The organism is Neobacillus drentensis, assembly GCF_036965425.1.
Taxonomy (GTDB): Bacteria; Bacillota; Bacilli; order Bacillales; family Cytobacillaceae; genus Neobacillus; species Neobacillus drentensis_F.
In genome coordinates, this window is sequence record NZ_JBALPP010000046.1 from 1 (window position 1) to 18170 (window position 18170).

An 18170-nucleotide genomic window follows, 5' to 3' on the forward strand; every position below is an offset into this window, starting at 1 on the left:
TATAAGGGGGGCAACCACTGTCACCACTCAAAGTTTGTCGAATGATGAACTGAATTTTTAATAGGAGTTGCTTAAAATGAGTTTGCATACGTTCGCTTGGATCTTGCCATTAGTTTTTCTGTTGTATCAGATTGTCATTGATTTTTTGGATTTATATCCCTTCAACGATATTAACTCACGAGACAAACGGCTGAGGAAATTTGAAGTTTTGGGCAATTATCCGCCTCTTATCATCATTGCAGCTTGTTTTTAGTTTGATAATATGATTGCGAACTGGGTGGGGTATTCATTAACCAGCATCATCCTGATTATGCACTTATTCGCTTGGTGGCTGCCGTATTTCTTTGGATTCCCACTGGCGGTCAAAGCTGATTACGAGAAATATTTTAGCAGGACATATAAAATCCTTCCTCCTATAAAGGATCACATCATACCGGATGTTGAACATATTGGTGTTGGCGTCCTATTACTAACCACTTTGTTAATTCAGAGCTGGTATATGTTTTGATGGTGCCACAAAACGAAACCGAGGAATACTCCCGGTTTCGTTTTGTTTTATTATGTCTTCAGTTTCCTTTTTTTGTTAAAATAGACAAACCACCACGAAAAATAGACAAAACCCCTTAAAAAATAGACAAAGTGCCATGAAAAGTAGACAAACCCACGCAATTAGCGGATAACTTGATGCAATCAGCGGATGAACTCTTTTCATTGGCGGATAACTCCATCCAATCAGCGTTTAGCTAATTCAATTAGCGGATAACTTGCCCCAATCAGCGGATAAGCTCCTTTCATTGGCGGATAACTCCATCCAATCAGCGTTTAGCTAATTCAAAAAATAGACAAACTAGCCTTAAAAATAGACAAACCCTCCAGAAAGGGCAAAATTTATAATTTCAACCCTGTCCTGCTTTTAAATCTGCGTAATAAAATATGGCTTTCCACTCGTGTGATGCCTTCCAAACTATATAATTCCTCATTTATAAAGTTTTCCAGCCGTACAAAGTCTTCGACCAGAACGTGCATATGTAAGGTACTTGGCCCGGTCATCTGGTAGCAGCTTGCTACAACGGGATTATTCGCTAAGGTTTCCGCCACTCGGACCAGGGAGGCCGGCTCGCAATCCACCTCGAAGAAAGCGGAAACGCCTTTTCCCACTTTGTCGGAATTAATGACGACCGTAAATTTTTCAATCACGCCATTTTCAATTAATTGAGAAACCCGTTCACGGATGGAAACACGGGATAAGTTCAATTCTTTGCCTATATCAACATATGACATTCTGCCATTTTCACTTAACAACTGTAGTATTTTTCGATCGACTTCATCTAGTATCATCAGCCCACCACTTTTCTTGTTTGCTTAAATTATAAAACAAAAGTATTTATTTGTAAAAATACATATTTCGTTTGTAAGGCAAATAAGATAAAATTGTTTACAAAAGGAAATTAAATGATCCTCTTAACATACGATATGAATGAAAGGAGAACATCATGAAATTTGATTACTTAGATTATCCATATCCCGAACAGCCACCATTGCCAGGAACGGGATGGTCGCCACTTCTCAGCCGTTAGCTGCACAAGCTGGCCTTGATATTTTAAAAAAGGGCGGAAATGCTATTGATGCGGCAATTGCTACGGCTGCCTGCTTAACGGTGGTGGAGCCGACCTCTAATGGGATTGGCGGCGATGCGTTTGCGTTAGTCTGGACAAAAGGCGAGCTTTACGGCTTGAACTCAAGCGGCCCGGCACCAAAAAGCATCTCGATTGAAGCGGTGAAGGAAAAGGGGCATGAAAAAATGCCAACGTTTGGCCTTGTGCCTGTAACGGTTCCAGGTGCACCGGCTGCATGGGCAGAACTGTCCAGACGGTTTGGTAAGCTGCCATTAACTGAGGTCCTCCAGCCTGCCATTGAATATGCAGAAAAGGGATACCCGCTTTCCCCTGTATTAGGAAAGTACTGGAATTCTGCTTTTAATAGATTTAAAGATTTGTTTACAGGCGATGAGTATAAAGGCTGGTTCGAAACCTTTGCTCCAGATGGCAAGGCACCGCAAATCGGGGAGATTTGGAAATCAGAAGGCCATGCAAGCACACTGCGCGCCGTTGCGGAAACGAAGGCTGAAAGCTTTTACCGCGGCGAATTAGCGGAGAAAATTGACGAATTTTCCAAGCAGCACGGCGGCTTCCTTTCTAAAGCGGATTTAGCGGCCTATAAGCCACAGTGGGTCCAGCCGATTAAAGTGAATTACAAAGGCTATGATGTCTGGGAGATTCCGCCAAACGGCCAGGGCATTGTTGCCCTTATGGCGCTTAACATCCTAAAAGGCTATGATATTGCGGAAAAAGAATCTGTGGAAACCTATCATAAACAAATTGAAGCGATGAAACTAGCCTTTGCTGATGCCAAGAAATATGTGACAGACCCAGAAAAAATGTCCGTAACCTCCGAGCAATTATTATCGGAAGAATTTGCGGCAGCAAGAAGAAGTTTGATTGGGGATTCAGCGCTGACGCCTGAACCAGGGACTCCTCCAAAAGGCGGTACTGTTTATTTAGCAACTGCCGATGGCGAAGGCAATATGGTTTCGTTTATCCAAAGTAACTATATGGGCTTTGGCTCAGGAATCGTGGTTCCGGGAACAGGCATTGCCCTGCAAAAACGCGGCGCAGATTTTTCGTTGGATCCGTCGCATGAAAACCGCCTTGAGCCGGGTAAACGGACGTACCATACGATTATTCCTGGTTTTTTAACGAAGGATAATGAAGCGGTTGGACCATTCGGTGTCATGGGCGGATATATGCAGCCGCAGGGGCATGCTCAAGTTATTATGAACACGATTGATTTCCATTTAAATCCGCAAGCGGCCTTGGATTCACCAAGATGGCAATGGATGGAGGGCAAGAAAATTTTAGTTGAAAACACCTTCCCTACCCATATTGCACAGGCACTGGCAAGAAAAGGGCATGAGATCGAAATTGCTTTAGAAGGCGGTCCATTCGGAAGAGGACAGATCATTTGGCGTGACCCAAGTACAGGTGTGCTTTCAGGCGGAACAGAATCGAGAACGGACGGTACGATTGCGGCCTGGTAAATCCAAAAAAGGTGTTGAATAAATAATGAAACAGCTTGATATCAGTATTGCATTTTTTCGATCTGGGATCTTAGGCTACGGGGGAGGGCCCTCTTCGATCCCGCTCGTTCATAAAGAGGTGGTCGAGCGGTTTAAGTGGATGAATGATGATGAATTTGCGGATGTATTAGCCTTAGGGAATACGCTGCCAGGTCCGATTAATACCAAAATGGCAGGATATATCGGTTACCGGGTCGGAGGGTACTTGGGAATGATCAATGCCATCCTGTCTTCGATTCTCCCAACCATTTTACTCATGATCATTTTGCTTACCTCCTTGTCCTCTGTGAAGGACCTGCCATGGGTGGCGGGAATGACCAAAGCTGTTGTTCCGGTTGTAGGTGTCATGATGGCTACGTTAACCTGGGATTTTTTCAAGAAATCGTATCAAACGCTTGGAAAAATAAAAGCAGGTTTAGTTGTTATCGGCAGCTTGCTATTATTACAGGTTTTGGGGATTCATCCAGGAATCCTCATTGCAGCGATCTTAATTTTTGCCCTTGTTAAAAAGGATAAAGCCCCTAAGGCTGCGGAAAAAAATGTGGAAAGAGGGGTGGGATGATGTTATATTGGCATATTTTCCTTGCCTTTTTCATACCAGGAATCGTCGGTTATGGCGGCGGGCCATCATCGATTCCGCTTGTCGAAAATGAAGTTGTCGGTCATTACGGCTGGATGACGGTTCAGGAGTTTAGTGAAGTTTTGGCGCTTGGCAATGCCCTGCCAGGGCCGATTGCGACGAAAATGGCCGGTTATATTGGCTATGAGGTGGGCGGAGTCATCGGTTCGGTGATCGGAGTGTTTGCGACCGTTGCCCCTTCGTTGATCTTAATGATTGTTCTGTTAGGTATATTATATAAGTATAAGGAATCACCGCGGGTGAAGCGGATGACGACCTATATCCGTCCGACGATTGCGGTTCTGTTGGGTGTGATGACGTTTAACTTTTTCTTTACGTCCTACCATAATTCTGGTGTGCTTCAAACGGTCTTCTTAATTGCGGCGAGCTTGTTGCTTTTGGAAAAATTCAAGGTGCACCCGGCCTATGTGATTGTAGGCTCGTTAGCTTATGGGGCGCTGTTTTTATAAAAGGGTGTAGCAGGAGGATAACTATGTTAGTAAGTCGGTCCAATTTGATTTATGCGTTTAGTAAGGAAAACAAACCGGTTTTACAGGTGGATTCCGGCACACAGGTTGTCATCGAGACCTGTGATTGTTTTGAGAACCAGATTGTTTCAGAGGACGTTTCTTATCATGCGATGGATTGGGATAAGGTCAATCCGGCGACTGGCCCTATTTTTGTGAATGGCGCTGAGGCCGGAGATATTCTTGCTGTTACGATTGATGAGATCGAGCTTGCGGATCAAGGGGTAATGGCGGTTAGTCCTGGTATGGGGGTACTTGGTGACCGTATTGAAGAATTCGAAGCGAAGCTCATCCCGATCCGAGGCGGCAAGGCGGTTTTTAATGATAAAATTGAATTCCCTTTAAACCCGATGATTGGGGTAATCGGGGTGGCGCCAAAGGATGGAGCTGTTTCCTGTGGGACGCCAGGTTCCCATGGCGGCAATATGGATAATAAAATGATTACCACAGGGGCTACCCTTTACTTTCCGGTTCATGCAGATGGTGCGCTGTTTGCGCTCGGCGATTTGCATGCTGCTATGGGGGACGGAGAAATTGGCGTGACGGGAATTGAAATTGCTGCCAAGGTAACCGTCACTTTAAAGGTCATTAAAGGATTTAGTATTGAAAATCCAATTTTGGAATCGGAAGAATTTATTAGTACGATTGCTTCTGAGGAGACGCTGGATCTGGCGGTTAAGCGCTCAGTGGAAGACATGGTTGCCTTTTTGGAGGATCGGATTGATCTTTCTTTTAATCAAATCAATATGTTGTGCAGTGCCGTTGGCCAGACGCAAATCTGCCAGGTGGTGGACCCACTGGTCACAGCACGGTTTCTTTTTCCAAAGTGGGTTTTGGGGAAGTATGGATCTGGAGTTATTTAAACCGAGGGGGTTTCCCTTCGGTTTTTTTTCTAGTTATTGTTAAATTGTCCAAACCATCTGAAAAAATGTCCAAAGCACCGCAAAAATTATCCAAAGCACCCAAAAAAATGTCCAATCATTTCTAAAGAGCCTCACAGTCCTCCATCCACATTCTATTTTGAAATATAATTCCACAAAAAATATAATAATACTAAAATGACAAGACGAAGGGGAAATAAAAATGAAGTATCCACTATTGGCAACGGACCTAGATGGGACATTATTAAACGATCAAAAGGAAATTGCTTTAGAAACCATCGAGGCGATCCAGGAGTACCGCCAAAGAGGCGGAAGAGTCGTGATTTGCAGCGGCCGCACGCCGCTTTCAACCAAATGGATTGCCAGTACCATCGGCCTTAAGGGTGAGCCAATCATTGCTTATAATGGAGCGATTCTCATGGATGAGCACGGAGAAATCAGTGCGCAATCCGTTTTTTCCATAGAATCGTTAATCAACTTTTGGGAACTGTGTGTGGCAGAGGGCATTTATGCGCATTTTTATGAAGGGGATACGCTCCTGGTTCCGCAAGTGAATAAATGGAACGAACGATGGATTGAAAATAACATTCCTACTCTTGAAAATTCAGGGGGCAGCCGACAAAACTGCGAGCAATTCCGGAATCAGTGCCAGGTGAAGGTGATTGATAATATTTACCAATACCTGAAGGAACACACACCAGGCATTACTAAAATTGCCGTCTTTGATGATCAAGACAAGCTCGATGATTTTTCCAAACAAATCGTCGACATGGAAATCAGCAGCAGTTTCGATTTTCTTAACTTAGAAATTACCCCGAGCGGTGTGACAAAAGCATCCGCGCTGGTCAAACTCGCCGAAAAACTCGGGATCCCCATTTCACAAACCGCAGCCATTGGGGATAATTATAACGACTCGCTTATGCTTAAAGCAGCTGGCCTGGGAATTGCCATGGGAAATGCACCGGAAAAAGTGAAACAATTGGCGGATGAGGTAACCGGGGGAAATAATGAAGCGGGGGTTGCTCAGGCGATTCGCCGTTATTTATTAGAATAAGATTTTAAAATAACATTTCAATATTTTCATAAAAATATTGAAATGTCGTTTCAAACGGAATATAATAAGGGTACAGGTAATCGCTTACATCTTAGACAAACTAACAGGAGGAGAACGCAGCAATGAACGAAAATCTCGAATTATTAACGACCGAATCGCGAAATGAACAATCGATGCAGATCGATACAGCCAATCCTTTTGATATATTACGAATCATGAATGAGCAGGATCAATTGGTCGCATTAGCGGTCAAGGAAGTGTTGCCAGAAGTGGAGGCAGCGGTTCAATTTGTAGTGGCTTCCTTTAAAAAGGGCGGACGCCTCATCTATATGGGCGCAGGCACGAGCGGCCGTTTAGGCGTACTGGATGCCGTCGAATGTCCGCCGACCTTCAGCACGAATCCTGAAATGGTTCAAGGTCTGATTGCAGGGGGAGAGGGCGCGTTTTTAAAAGCAGTAGAAGGGGCAGAGGACCAGCCAGAGCTTGGCGAGAGTGACCTGAAAGAGCTGGGGCTGACAAAGGACGATACCGTCATCGGTATCGCAGCCAGCGGCCGGACGCCTTATGTGATTGGAGCGCTACGCTATGCACGAAGCCTTGGCGCGAAAACCGTCGCACTTTCCTGCAATAAAAATGCGGCGATTAGCAAAGAAGCCGACCAAGCCATTGAAGTCATTGTCGGGCCAGAGGTACTAACCGGTTCGACGCGTTTGAAATCGGGCACGGCCCACAAAATGATTTTGAATATGATTTCCACTTCCTCGATGATTCTTTTAGGAAAAGCTTATGAAAATTTGATGGTGGATGTACATGTGAGCAACCAAAAGCTGAAGGAACGCGCAATTGGCATCATCTGCAAAATTACCGGAGTTTCCTATGAAACGGCTTCGGAAACATTAGAACAAGCTGATCTGCAGGTGAAAACGGCGATCGTCATGATTAAGACGAATACAACGAAACAAGATGCAGAACAATTATTAATAGAAGCAAATGGTTATGTGAAAAAAGCAATCCAATTGTAAAAGGTGGTCCTTGATGTGGCAGCAGGCGGTTTAAAAATGATTCAAAATATGCTGGAACAGCTTCCGGCTTCAGAGCGAAAAATTGCTGAGTTAATTCTTGAAAATCCGCAAACGGTTTTAAACAGTACCGTACAGGACATTGGCGTGCAGGCCCATACAAGCGGTGCCGCCGTTATCAGATTGTGTAAGTCACTAGGATTAAATGGTTTTCAAGATTTAAAAGTGAGGATCGCTGGGGATTTAGTGAAGCCGGTCGAACAAGGTTATCGAGATATCGAGCCGGGTGAATCGTTTTTCTCGATTGTTCAGAAGACAACCTCAAACAGCATCCAAAGCATCCGCGATTCCGAAGAGATGATCAATTATGAAGAATTGGAACGTGCTGTTCACACCTTGTCGGCTGCCCAAAATGTTCATTTCTTTGGCATCGGCGCATCTGGCATTATCGCGAAGGATGCTCAACAAAAGCTCCTTCGGATTCATAAAAATGCGACCGCTTTCACGGATACCCATCTTGTCGCTACTTTAATCGCGAATGCCAGTCAGGAGGATGTCGTGTTTGGGATCTCCCATTCAGGCGAAACCTCTGAAGTGATAAAAATTATGACACTGGCAAAAGAACGCGGCGTGAAAACGATTAGTTTAACGAAATACGGACAATCATCGGTCGCATCCCTGGCGGATATTAAACTGTTTACCTCTTATTCCGGCGAGGCGCCTTTCCGAAGTGCCGCCACGTCATCGCGGCTTGCCCAGCTATATATCATGGATATTTTGTTTTTATCGATGGCTACGGTTCAATATGAAGACACAATCAACTCGATTGATAAAACAAGAGAAGCCATCCGGTTTATTAAGGAAGGTAAATAATCCTTTCGGGGGGTGATGTGACGTCCATTCCGATCCATTAAAAAATGCTTTTTTTCGTTAAGATTGATGCTTGTGCCGCGTTCAAATGTCATTTTAGTATAAAATGACACTCCGTATCGGAGGAATCGAATTTATCGGCGAATATCACAGGTTTATCGGCGAATTTCCAGTTTTATCGGCGAATTCAACCACTTTATCGGCGAATTTTCCATTTTATCAGCGAATCGCACAAAGCAACCATCTTTAAGAAATCAGCAAAAAATAAAACAACAGAGAGAGGGGAAAGAACATGGCTGGAGAAAATAAAATTTTAGCAGAAAAGATTCTCGAACAATTAGGCGGCCCTGCGAATATCGGCAATTACACACACTGTATGACAAGACTTCGTGTCACACCGAAGGATGATTCAATTATCGATAAAGCGGCCATTAAGAAAATAGATGGGGTCATTGGGGTTGTCGAAGAGGAAACCCTGCAAATTATCCTTGGCCCTGGAAAAGTAAATAAAGTGACTGAGGAGTTTGGCAGATTAATAGATGCTGCCGGCGGAATTGATTTGAAAGAAAAGGCCGCGAGCAAAAAGGCGGAAATTAACCAAAAGAATGCCACACCATTTAAGTTGTTTTTACGAAAAATCTCTAGTATTTTCATTCCGTTAATCCCGGCTCTTGTCGCATCCGGTTTGATCACAGGGATCACGAAAGCAATCGTTCAGGCGGGATGGCTGGCAGGAGATTCGCAGCTGGCTACGATTTTGTCTGTCATTGGCGGCGGTTTATTTGGTTACCTTGGGATTTTAGTGGGGATCAATGCAGCGAAAGAATTCGGCGGTTCACCAGCACTTGGAGCGATTGCCGGTATTTTGATTATTAATCCGGCTGTTGCAGGTATCAAATTGTTTGATACTGCGCTGCTTCCTGGACGCGGAGGCTTGATCGGTGTCCTGTTTGCCGCAATTTTCATTGCCATTGTAGAAAAACGAGTTCGCAAGTTTGTTCCACAATCACTTGATTTATTTATTACACCAACGGTTGCTTTATTGATTACTGGTATTGTAACTTATCTTGTTTTTATGCCGCTTGGTGGTTTTATTTCAGACGCAATTACAAAAGGATTAACGTCTTTACTTGATATGGGAGGTATCGTTGCTGGCTTCGTCCTTGGGGCAACCTTCCTGCCGCTCGTTGTAACGGGCTTGCATCAAGGCTTAACCCCAATCCATCTTGAATTGATCAATTCATTAGGCAATGACCCGCTTCTTCCAATCCTGGCAATGGGCGGTGCAGGCCAAGTCGGTGCGGCGTTTGCAATTTATTTTAAAACAAAGAAAACTCGCTTAAAAAGAGCAATTGGCGGGGGACTTCCTGCCGGTATTCTTGGTATCGGGGAGCCGTTAATCTTCGGTGTAACGCTGCCATTAGGCCGTCCCTTCTTAACAGCTTGTTTAGGAGCCGGTGTCGGAGGTGCGTTCCAGGCAGCCTTCCATGTGGCCACGATTGCAGTAGGGGTATCTGGTTTACCGCTTGCCTTCCTAGTAGTAACTGGTCAGGTGCTGCTATATTTAGTAGGGGTCGTCATTGCTTATGCCGCTGGTTTTCTGTTCACTTATTTATTCGGTTTCAAGGATGAGATGGCTGGTGAATTTGATTGATCGGCATTTCCTTCTATTTAAATGATCCTTTGGCGGAAGAGCGGATTATTTTTGCAGGAAAAATGGGTGTGAAGCGGGCGTTTACCTCGCTTCACATCCCTGAAGAGTCTGGGGATTTAGCCGGGCGTGCGAAAAGATTGCTGCAAACGGCAAAAAAAGCTGGAATCGAGGTTTACGCGGATGTGTCGGCGCGAACGCCTGCTCATTTGGGATTGGAAAGCCTGTCTTCATTAAAATCCTTAGGGGTTGGCGGTTTACGGCTCGATGATTTTTTTGATAATGAAACGATTTTGGAGTTAGCGAAGGATTTTAAGCTCGCGCTTAATGCCAGCATTATGTTTGAAGAAGAGCTGCGTGCTCTGTTGGATGGCGGTCTTGAGGCAAGTCAGCTGCTGGCCTGGCATAATTTCTATCCAAGGCGCGAAACGGGATTATCGGAATCATTTTTTCAAGCGCAAAATGAACTTTTTGGACGGTATAGCATTCCGGTTAGTGCGTATGTTCCTGGGGACGGCGAGAAACGTGGTCCGCTGTTTGAAGGACTGCCGACTTTGGAAGAGCATCGTGGTGTTGACCCGTTTGTGGCGACGCTGGAGTTGTTCCGGGCCGGTGTCAGTGATGTTTATATCGGCGATCCCGAGGTCAGTGAGAAGCTTCTTGGGAAGTTATTGGATTTTGATCGTAATGGTTTGATTTCGATTCGCGTTGAAGGTTTCCAAGAAGGTGAGTTCCGGCTCCGTCCTGATTTTTCCCGCGATGTGTTAAGATTCATGGATACGAGAAGTTCGGAGGCAGTAGTCCCTGAGAATACGGGAGTGCGGCCTAGGGGAACGATTACGAGGGACAATGACCGTTATGGGCGTTATCGAGGCGAGGTGCAAATCGCGCTTCATGATCTGCTTGCGGATGAGCGGGTGAATGTAGTTGGCAGGGTTATCGAGGCAGATTTGCCGCTGCTTTCCTTGCTGCAGCCAGGGAAAATGGTGAAATTAATTCAGGTTTGAACCAAGGAATATATTCCTTTGGTTTTTTTGTGTTCTCGGTCATAAATTGGGAAGGCCCCAAATGCCCGAGTGAAGGAGAAATTGCCACGGACGGTAATTAGGAAGGGCTCCTAATGGCCGAGCGGAGGAGAAATTTGCATGGAAGGTAATTAGGAAGGGCTCCTAATGCCCGAGCGGAGGAGAAATTTGCATGGAAGGTAATTAGGAAGGGCTCCTAATACCCGAGCGGAGGAGAATTTAGCCTGAACGGTAATAAAGAAAATCCCCAATCTTATTTTTTGAAAAAAATGAAACTAATTTCATGCTTTTTCAGTCTTAAAGGTGTTAGAAAGGGGGTAGCGGTTAGGTGCCTAAAGTTGATATTGCAGATCTGCCATATAATCTAGATAAAGAAAAACACATTAATGACCTGATGAATTTGTATTCCCAAAAGGTCTACTTGCTGGCCTATTCTTATGTGAAAGACCGCGGGCTTGCGGAGGATATTTCGCAGGAAGTGTTTATCAAATGCTATAAGTCTCTCCAACAATTTAGAGGTGAGTCGCAGATTTCGAGCTGGATTTATCGGATTACGGTCAATACAGCGAAGGATATGCTCCGGTCGAAGAGCTTCAATGTCCTTAAGTTCCCGAAAGCCTTTTTTGAAAATTTTACAAAGAGTCAGAGCCCGGAGGATGAGACGATTGAGCAGGATGAGCGGGAAGCGGTTCTGCAAACCGTCCTTAGTCTGCCCACCAAATATCGCGAGCTTATCGTCCTTTATTATTTTCAGGATGAAAAACTAGAGGACATTGCGGAGATTTTGAATTTAAACCTTAATACGGTGAAAACGAGACTATCAAGGGCTAGGGCAATGTTAAAAGAGAAGTTACATTCTTTTTCAGGAGGTGAGCTGCTTGGAAAAAGATCTTAAAGAAGTAAAAGAATACTACCAGCAACATTATTTCCATGGCGAAATCGCTAATAGAATTAAAGAACGGGTTCATCAACAGATTCAACCGAAGCGGGTTAACTGGGGAAGGCGGCTGTTCTATTTAGGCGGCGCGGCAGTGGCAGCCTTCGGATTGTTTGTGGTGTTGGCCTTTTTCTCGCCGGCAGTGGCCGAGGTGGCGGCAAAAGTGCCATTTTTAAATATGCTTTTTAAATCAGAGCCGATTTCGGATGTCATTCTCTCGAATCTCGCCGAAAAAGGGTATAAAGTCGATGGAATCGGCGTTCAATACAAGCCAAAGAAGGTACTGTCTGTAAGGCTTCAGGGAACGGAGGAAGAAGTCAATAAGGATAAAGCGGAAGTGAAGAAAATTGTGAAAAACCTGCTGATGTCAAGAGGTTTTGATGCCTACGGAGTAAAGGTCGAAGTATCCCAATTTACACCTCCAGTACTAAGCGAAGAAGAAAAGAAAGTCGAGGAGTTAAACAATCAGGTATTTGCTGTTGTATCCGACGTACTAAAGAGCTATGGAAATGAAGAAAGCGTAGGATTAGTGGATAAGACGATTGAAATCAATTTGCCGAATACGGAAACGAGAAAGGAAGAGATCAAGCAAAAAATCCAAAGCCAGCTTGCAGAGAAAGGGCTTGGAACGTACACGGTTAACGCTGTCGTGTATAATGTCAAAAAAAGAGAGCGTGAAATGCGCTGGTCGCCCATCATTACAACCATTGCAGATGGCATGTTCAGCAGTAAGAAATATAAAGTAATCGGAGTAGGATACACAAATCGCTCTGCTGAATTTATGCAAATTACGATTAGTACATCGGTATCCTCCAAAGATGCCGATTATGAAGAAGTGACAGACAGAATCGAAGACACCCTTCGTGAATTCTTAACCTCCAAGGAAACAAAGGAGATCATAAAGGATGATGCTTATAAAGTATTCATTCGTTCGAAGGATAAGAAAGAGAGAGTGATTACGAGATAGTAAAAAACAAAAGACTCCATTTTACAGGAGTCTTTTGCTTTTATAGCATTGATTCTTATTTTAAATCAAGATAGTGGTCATACATTTCCAGATTCTCTAGAAGTTCGTGTTTGTAGGCAAGCAGCGCTTTTTTGACGATGGAGCTATAATTTTCATTGCCAAGCTCCTCATTGCATTCATCCAGTTCCTTGTTTTTAACTAGTTTAAGCTCACTAAAAATATTTATTAATTCTCTCCCCATCTTGAAGCCTCCCAAGTTTTTAATCTATTTCTTACTATAAGGATAGACAAATTTTTCATAGATTAAACGGGAAGCACATTTTATTTTGATGCTAAGTTCTCCCGATTGACCGCTTCGGGCGGCTGTTCCATCCAGCCGTTATTAATCATGATTTTTGCACCCTCTTCTACAAATAATGAGATATTCATTAACGCTCTTGTGTACATGAACCCGATATCATGTCTTCCATTTACAGCTGCGGAATTTCCAAATGCCCGAATCTTCATCGAGAACATATCTACCTTATGAAACAACATTAATTTATCCGAAAAGGGTGAATGGGTAGATGCTGTGACTAAATGGTCAAGAAATGACGGCGCTGGTAAGTTTTCTTCACTCAGCTTATGCATATACCGCTCTAAATCTTTATGTGTAATATCTCTGCCTTTTAAAAATAAATCTCGGACCTTTTCCGATTTTACTACTTGACTAAAACCTACGATCAGCGCTTTGCTCGCCACGTTATTTTCAATATTGTCATAAAGATGGGTGATTTCCATGGCGTGTAAAGGCCGTACTTGACCAAAATACCCATTTAGAAAATCTTGATGGACGAATGTTACTTTTTCCGGTATCGGAATGGCAGGCGGTTTCATAATAAACCCTTTTTTCATTAATACATCATTTATGTGTTCCACCAATTCAATGGTGGAATTCATGCAGTGAATAAAAAATTCCTTTACATCCTCTCGATACATTAGAGGGATGGCTACGCTATAAATGCTGAGCCCCGCTTTTGCGGCATATTTTAAATAATGGACGTAGAACTGATCTTCAAATAACCTGGGAGCACCAAGATTAACATCCTCATCTGAAAAACCAGCAGGAATCGGAAAGTTTTCCTTTTTAAAAATTCCTGTGATTGTACTCATAAATTCCGCTGTTAATGATAGAGCATGATTCAGCAGTTTTTTTATATCTTCATCGTCTACGTGTTGCAGGTAGTATCTTAAAATACAAGAAGACATGCTATTTCCCATATAGGTCGCCCAAAGCTTCGCTATTTCGGCTGCCGTTAGTTTTTCGGATACGGAAACTTTTTCGGATACGGAACCTTTTTCTGAAGTTAAAAGTTTTTCGATGGAATTAATCTTTTTGGAACCAATCTTTATTGGTTTAATCATTTTTGCCAAAACATTCACCTTACCATTTTTTAGTTATATTGCTCCTTTTGGAAAAATTTATTCGTTTGTTGGGGCAAATGAATTTACTCGAATTTGAAATATATACCATTAAACGAATTATTAAAGGGCTAGATCCAATTGAATATGGCCCTTGCCTTTAATATACTAAGATTAAAAATATTAGATTAGGTAAGGAATAGGGATTCCATGAATAATAAGAAATTTGTCATTTTAATAGTGTTGGTATTGGTATTGCTCCTGTTGCTGGTGAATGCCGGGAAGTTCCTGGTTGTAGAGGACGCCGTTCAAAAAGCAGACGCCATTATTGTACTAAGCGGGGACCGCGGCGAACGCGTGGAAAAAGCCGCTGAGTTGTATCATCAGGGATATGGCAAGTATTTTGTCATTTCAGGCGGCATCATCTATACCGATGTGACGGCTGCCGAGTTGATGAAAAAGCATGCATTAAAGCTTGGCGTTCCGGAAAGAGCCATTATTTTGGAGGACCGTGCTGATAGCACCTATGAAAATGCTGATTTCACCCGGAAGGTCATTAAGTCTTATCCAATCGATTCTGCCATTGTGGTTTCGTCCAATTATCATATGAAAAGAGTTAAAATGATTTTTGACCGGGACTTTGAGCATAGTGGAGTCAAGCTTTATTACGCCGGGGCGAAGGATCGTTATTTTAACAAGACGAAGTGGTGGAGTAATAACAAAAGTGTCATGATTACCGTTAATGAATATATAAAAATGGCGGGGTATGCCTTAGGGAAGAACTATTGAGGGGGATATCTGATGGGGACAAGTAAATTCATTGGTGTTAAGCAAGTGCCGTATCAATTGGCACGACAAGAGATCAGGACAGGGGACCTGTTATTTTGCAGCGGCCGCCATATTGTTAGTGAATTGATCAAGAAGGTTTCGGATTCTATGTTTAGCCATGTGGCCTTGTTATGCTATTGGAATGATCGCATAGTAGTTTTAGAAAGTGTTGAGAATGATGGGGTCAGGGCTGTTCCGTTGTCTCATTACCTTTATAACTATGAAAATAGTAACAAAAAGTATAAGGGTGAATTGTACTTGGCCCGGCATGAAGAGGTGGGCAATCCACATTTTGATTTAGGAAAAATCAATAAAATGCTCGGAAATGCAGTGGACTTGCTGAATTACAATTATGATAAAGACGAAATCGCCCGGATTGTGGCCCGCGTCGGTTTAGGGATTGGCAAGCACAAGGATGATAAAGCGTTTATTTGTTCGGAATTTGTGGATGTTTGCTTCAAGCAAATGGATATTGTATTTGGGCGCGATCCAATGGGGTTTATTTTTCCAGAGCATATTGCCGCGGATGCGAAGGTTAGGCCGTTGTTTGAAATTCAGCCGTAATCGGCGGGGGGGATTTCCAAATCTTGTCTAAATGGACAATCCAACCCTAAAAATAGACAAAGCAACTAAAAAAATAGACAAAGTGCCCTCAAAAATAGACAGAACCCCCAAAAAAATAGACAAAGCACCTTGAAAAATAGACAAAGCTTAAATATGGAATCACCCGATTGGTAAGAATATCATGAGAAAGGGGTATGGATATGGAGTTAACGATTAAGTGGAAAGAGAAAATGGCGTTTTCGGGGGTGACTCCCTCCGGACATGAGATTACCATGGATGCGGCTCCCGAGGTGGGGGGAGAGAATTCCGGCGCCAGGCCGACGGAGCTGCTGCTGCAGGCGGTTGCGGGCTGCACCGGAATCGACATTATTTCCATCCTGCATAAGATGCGGCTTGAGCCTACGTCTTTTCATATGGAGGTTAAAGGCGACCGTGCCGAGGAACATCCAAAGCGGTTTACAGCTATTAACATTCATTATGCGCTAGAAGGGCAACTGCCAGAGGATAAGGTTGTACGGGCGATTCAATTATCGAAGGATAAATATTGTTCCGTTTCGCATTCCCTAAATGCCGAAATAACTGTCAGCTATTCTATTAATGGGGTTAAAGGGGAAAACCAAATTTAGATTGCCACTGAAAAAGCCCTTCCAATGTGAGGAGGGCCTTTTGCATATTTGGACTTAAGGGCAAACCTTATTGTAAGTAGTCCGGATGATCCTGTTTGGACTGTTGATTAATTTCTGTGAAAATATTTGGCTGTTCCTTATTCATTGCCGTGTTGTCTGCAGTCGCTTTAGGAAAATAGAGGTCTAGGATTTTCTTGAGCTCGCCGACTGTGACTGGTTTGGCATCATCTTTTAATTCATATCCAAGCAGGCCGTTAGGTTCAATTGTGGCGTATTTTATATCCTCTATTTTTGCGAGGCCTTCGTTACGCATCCGCATTTCCAGATGGTCAACGGTCAAACGCAGCTTTTTTAAAGCTTTCACATTCAGGGTGCCATTTTCGATCACGACCTTCGATTTGCCGGTTAGAAACTTTTCAACAGAATTAAACTTTATTTGTAAGTATTCTAAAATTAATAAGGTAGCGACAAAAACGGCAGTAGCTGCGATGGTTTTTGTTACACTTTTCTCTACAATTGGCTGGACGATGATTGTTCCAATGGCAATTATGACAATGGTTTGTGCCAAGGTCATTTGGGCAATCGATTTTCTGCCGGATATTCTTAGCAGGAGAGTCCCTGCTGCAATTAAAATTAACGATTTCCAAATGACGGAAAGATCCATTTACTCAGCTCCTATAAACATGTTTTTATATAATTTTCCACTTATAATCTAAATTATTTATTGTAGAAACTATATTTAATGGAGGTGGGCATGGATGACAAATGAAAGCACAAATCCGCCAAATTCGATTAAATATAGTATTTGGCAGACGCGGACGGAAGAGATTGACCCAAGGATCAAAGAGAAACTGGCTGGGTCCCAGCCACGACGAAAACCAATGGACAACCCTGAGTGAAATCAAAACCCCCATATTAAATGGGGGTAATTTCATTTATTTGTAATGGAATTATTTGTATAAGTTGTTTTACGTGACCGTTTTTCGGATCACGACCGAATTGGGTCACGTAGACTGCCTCTACGTGACCGTTTTTCGGATCACGATGGAATTGGGTAACATAGACTGCCTCTACGTGACTGTTTATACTGCCCATGCCCCAATTCAGTCAAGTAGATATTTACGACGAACCACTGATGCAAAATTACACTTTCATTTTGTCGGGAAGATCCTGAATCGACTGGACGACCATATCAAGCTTTGACTCAACACGGTAAAGCAAGAAGAGGGTCACCGCGATGGGGAATCCCACCTCGTTAATGATCGGGATAATCTGATCCATGGTATTCGCTCCTTTCCAAAATAAGAGTTTTGTAAAAAGAGGCCGGCTTCATCGTTGACGAGAATCCGACCTCTTCTTAATTAAAAATTATATAAGTTCATATTCAGTTACATTACGGTCGACGACTCTTGCTCCTTTTGCTTCCACTAACTTGCCGCTGGCAGAAGCGAAAACCCCGGATGCAATAATCTGTGCCATCGAAAGTTTAACAACCGCCTCATCAACCGGTTCCTTTGGATTATCAATCGATAAACGAGCAGTCTTGCCAAACTCCGTACCAAACTGCAATTCCAACGTTTTAGCCATTTTCTTCACCTCCTATCAATAAAGTTACCGCTTATCAACCGTGTCCGCCCTGGGTGTACAAATGTACTCGAATGGTGCCTGACACCAAATTGACACCATTGACATCATTTACACCTAATCCTATGCTAGGATTTCGGAGCTGTCGTTTCTCTCTACTTTGTTTAGAACGTCGCTGGTTAGTGCGGTGATGGCTTGGGCTGCTTGGTATAATTGGTCAGCTGTTGCTTGGTTGTTGATATTGCTAAACGTTTTGGCTTTGTAAAGCTGTTTGCCCTTTTCGTCCATGCCGGCTTCGAAAACGATACGTAGCTTTGTTCCTTCTAATAACGTTTGTGCCATTGTCTCTCACCTCCTTTCACCTTTTATATAGGAATTTAAAGGCGGAAAGGATAGGGTGGAGAGGGATTATTTTTAAATAAAGGCTGTGTTAAACTTGCCTGTTGATTTCCGCTCCAGGCGCTTCGCTTTCCGCGGGGAG

Annotated in this window: 23 protein-coding genes and 1 pseudogene; 17 read left to right on the forward strand and 7 right to left on the reverse strand. The window is 43.3% G+C overall.

Translation table 11 applies throughout. The features are described 5' to 3' along the window. Window positions 1-76: 76 nt before the first annotated feature. On the forward strand, window positions 77-253 hold the full coding sequence (locus V7161_RS12830) for a hypothetical protein (protein ID WP_335445509.1): 177 nt from the start codon (window positions 77-79) through the stop codon (window positions 251-253). Window positions 254-262: 9 nt separating this feature from the next. Then, window positions 263-508, forward strand: a complete 246-nt coding sequence (locus tag V7161_RS12835) for a hypothetical protein (RefSeq protein ID WP_335445510.1) — start codon at window positions 263-265, stop codon at window positions 506-508. Between the two features lie 380 nt (window positions 509-888). Here the strand turns inward: V7161_RS12835 and V7161_RS12840 are convergent, their stop codons facing one another. After that, window positions 889-1338 carry an Lrp/AsnC family transcriptional regulator gene (locus tag V7161_RS12840; protein WP_335445511.1) on the reverse strand — a complete coding sequence of 150 codons (450 nt, stop codon included), beginning with the start codon at window positions 1336-1338 and terminating at the stop codon, window positions 889-891. Window positions 1339-1493: 155 nt separating this feature from the next. Here V7161_RS12840 and V7161_RS12845 point away from each other — a divergent pair. From V7161_RS12845 to V7161_RS12895, 11 genes and pseudogenes are all read left to right on the forward strand, one after another. After that, window positions 1494-3097: pseudogene (locus V7161_RS12845) on the forward strand (gamma-glutamyltransferase family protein). A gap of 25 nt (window positions 3098-3122) precedes the next feature. Further along, window positions 3123-3698 (forward strand): chromate transporter, encoded by a 576-nt coding sequence (locus V7161_RS12850; RefSeq protein WP_223593998.1) that lies wholly within the window; start codon window positions 3123-3125, stop codon window positions 3696-3698. Continuing rightward, complete coding sequence (locus tag V7161_RS12855; protein WP_335445539.1) at window positions 3698-4225, forward strand: chromate transporter; 528 nt, start codon at window positions 3698-3700, stop codon at window positions 4223-4225. Before V7161_RS12850 ends, V7161_RS12855 begins: the two co-directional genes overlap by 1 nt. A 23-nt stretch (window positions 4226-4248) precedes the next feature. Beyond that, window positions 4249-5145, forward strand: a complete 897-nt coding sequence (locus V7161_RS12860; protein WP_335445512.1) for an acetamidase/formamidase family protein — start codon at window positions 4249-4251, stop codon at window positions 5143-5145. A 220-nt stretch (window positions 5146-5365) separates the two neighbouring features. Next, entirely contained in the window at window positions 5366-6217 is an 852-nt protein-coding gene (locus V7161_RS12865) for a Cof-type HAD-IIB family hydrolase (protein ID WP_335445513.1), read from the forward strand. A gap of 122 nt (window positions 6218-6339) precedes the next feature. Then, on the forward strand, window positions 6340-7239 hold the full coding sequence (murQ, locus tag V7161_RS12870) for an N-acetylmuramic acid 6-phosphate etherase (protein WP_335445514.1): 900 nt from the start codon (window positions 6340-6342) through the stop codon (window positions 7237-7239). Window positions 7240-7254: 15 nt separating this feature from the next. Next, window positions 7255-8109, forward strand: coding sequence for a MurR/RpiR family transcriptional regulator (locus V7161_RS12875; protein WP_335445515.1), 855 nt, complete (start codon window positions 7255-7257; stop codon window positions 8107-8109). A gap of 289 nt (window positions 8110-8398) precedes the next feature. Beyond that, on the forward strand, window positions 8399-9760 hold the full coding sequence (locus V7161_RS12880) for a PTS transporter subunit EIIC (RefSeq protein WP_335445516.1): 1362 nt from the start codon (window positions 8399-8401) through the stop codon (window positions 9758-9760). Next, on the forward strand, window positions 9757-10764 hold the full coding sequence (locus V7161_RS12885; protein WP_335445517.1) for a MupG family TIM beta-alpha barrel fold protein: 1008 nt from the start codon (window positions 9757-9759) through the stop codon (window positions 10762-10764). Before V7161_RS12880 ends, V7161_RS12885 begins: the two co-directional genes overlap by 4 nt. A 346-nt stretch (window positions 10765-11110) precedes the next feature. After that, window positions 11111-11677: a sigma-70 family RNA polymerase sigma factor gene (locus V7161_RS12890; protein ID WP_335445518.1), complete on the forward strand. Its 567-nt coding sequence runs from the start codon at window positions 11111-11113 to the stop codon at window positions 11675-11677. Next, window positions 11661-12686 (forward strand): DUF4030 domain-containing protein, encoded by a 1026-nt coding sequence (locus V7161_RS12895; RefSeq protein WP_335445519.1) that lies wholly within the window; start codon window positions 11661-11663, stop codon window positions 12684-12686. The genes V7161_RS12890 and V7161_RS12895 overlap by 17 nt, the downstream gene beginning before the upstream one ends. Before the next feature lie 55 nt (window positions 12687-12741). Here the strand turns inward: V7161_RS12895 and V7161_RS12900 are convergent, their stop codons facing one another. Both V7161_RS12900 and V7161_RS12905 read right to left on the reverse strand, forming a co-directional pair. Further along, a complete protein-coding gene (locus tag V7161_RS12900; RefSeq protein ID WP_335445520.1) occupies window positions 12742-12927 on the reverse strand; it encodes a hypothetical protein in 186 nt (61 codons plus the stop codon). A gap of 80 nt (window positions 12928-13007) precedes the next feature. Next, window positions 13008-14090 (reverse strand): DUF3231 family protein, encoded by a 1083-nt coding sequence (locus tag V7161_RS12905; protein WP_335445540.1) that lies wholly within the window; start codon window positions 14088-14090, stop codon window positions 13008-13010. A 207-nt stretch (window positions 14091-14297) separates the two neighbouring features. Here V7161_RS12905 and V7161_RS12910 point away from each other — a divergent pair, with 207 nt between their 5' ends. The 3 genes from V7161_RS12910 (at window position 14298) to V7161_RS12920 (ending at window position 16105) form a co-directional block, all read left to right on the forward strand. Further along, on the forward strand, window positions 14298-14876 hold the full coding sequence (locus V7161_RS12910; RefSeq protein ID WP_335445521.1) for a YdcF family protein: 579 nt from the start codon (window positions 14298-14300) through the stop codon (window positions 14874-14876). Between the two features lie 12 nt (window positions 14877-14888). After that, a complete protein-coding gene (locus tag V7161_RS12915; protein WP_335445522.1) occupies window positions 14889-15479 on the forward strand; it encodes a YiiX/YebB-like N1pC/P60 family cysteine hydrolase in 591 nt (196 codons plus the stop codon). Window positions 15480-15679: 200 nt separating this feature from the next. Continuing rightward, complete coding sequence (locus V7161_RS12920; protein ID WP_335445523.1) at window positions 15680-16105, forward strand: OsmC family protein; 426 nt, start codon at window positions 15680-15682, stop codon at window positions 16103-16105. Window positions 16106-16172: 67 nt separating this feature from the next. Here the strand turns inward: V7161_RS12920 and V7161_RS12925 are convergent, their stop codons facing one another. Next, window positions 16173-16769: a DUF421 domain-containing protein gene (locus V7161_RS12925; RefSeq protein ID WP_335445524.1), complete on the reverse strand. Its 597-nt coding sequence runs from the start codon at window positions 16767-16769 to the stop codon at window positions 16173-16175. A 94-nt stretch (window positions 16770-16863) separates the two neighbouring features. On the opposite strand from V7161_RS12925, the gene V7161_RS12930 reads away from it, so the two are divergent. Further along, window positions 16864-17004 (forward strand): hypothetical protein, encoded by a 141-nt coding sequence (locus V7161_RS12930; protein ID WP_335445525.1) that lies wholly within the window; start codon window positions 16864-16866, stop codon window positions 17002-17004. Between the two features lie 244 nt (window positions 17005-17248). Here the strand turns inward: V7161_RS12930 and V7161_RS12935 are convergent, their stop codons facing one another. The 3 genes from V7161_RS12935 to V7161_RS12945 all read right to left on the reverse strand — a co-directional run bounded on the left by V7161_RS12935 (window position 17249) and on the right by V7161_RS12945 (window position 18031). After that, entirely contained in the window at window positions 17249-17386 is a 138-nt protein-coding gene (locus V7161_RS12935; RefSeq protein ID WP_223594024.1) for a YvrJ family protein, read from the reverse strand. Window positions 17387-17473: 87 nt separating this feature from the next. Continuing rightward, window positions 17474-17692, reverse strand: a complete 219-nt coding sequence (locus tag V7161_RS12940; RefSeq protein ID WP_289989208.1) for a DUF2922 domain-containing protein — start codon at window positions 17690-17692, stop codon at window positions 17474-17476. Window positions 17693-17812: 120 nt separating this feature from the next. Further along, window positions 17813-18031 (reverse strand): DUF1659 domain-containing protein, encoded by a 219-nt coding sequence (locus V7161_RS12945; protein ID WP_335445526.1) that lies wholly within the window; start codon window positions 18029-18031, stop codon window positions 17813-17815. Window positions 18032-18170: the final 139 nt, after the last annotated feature.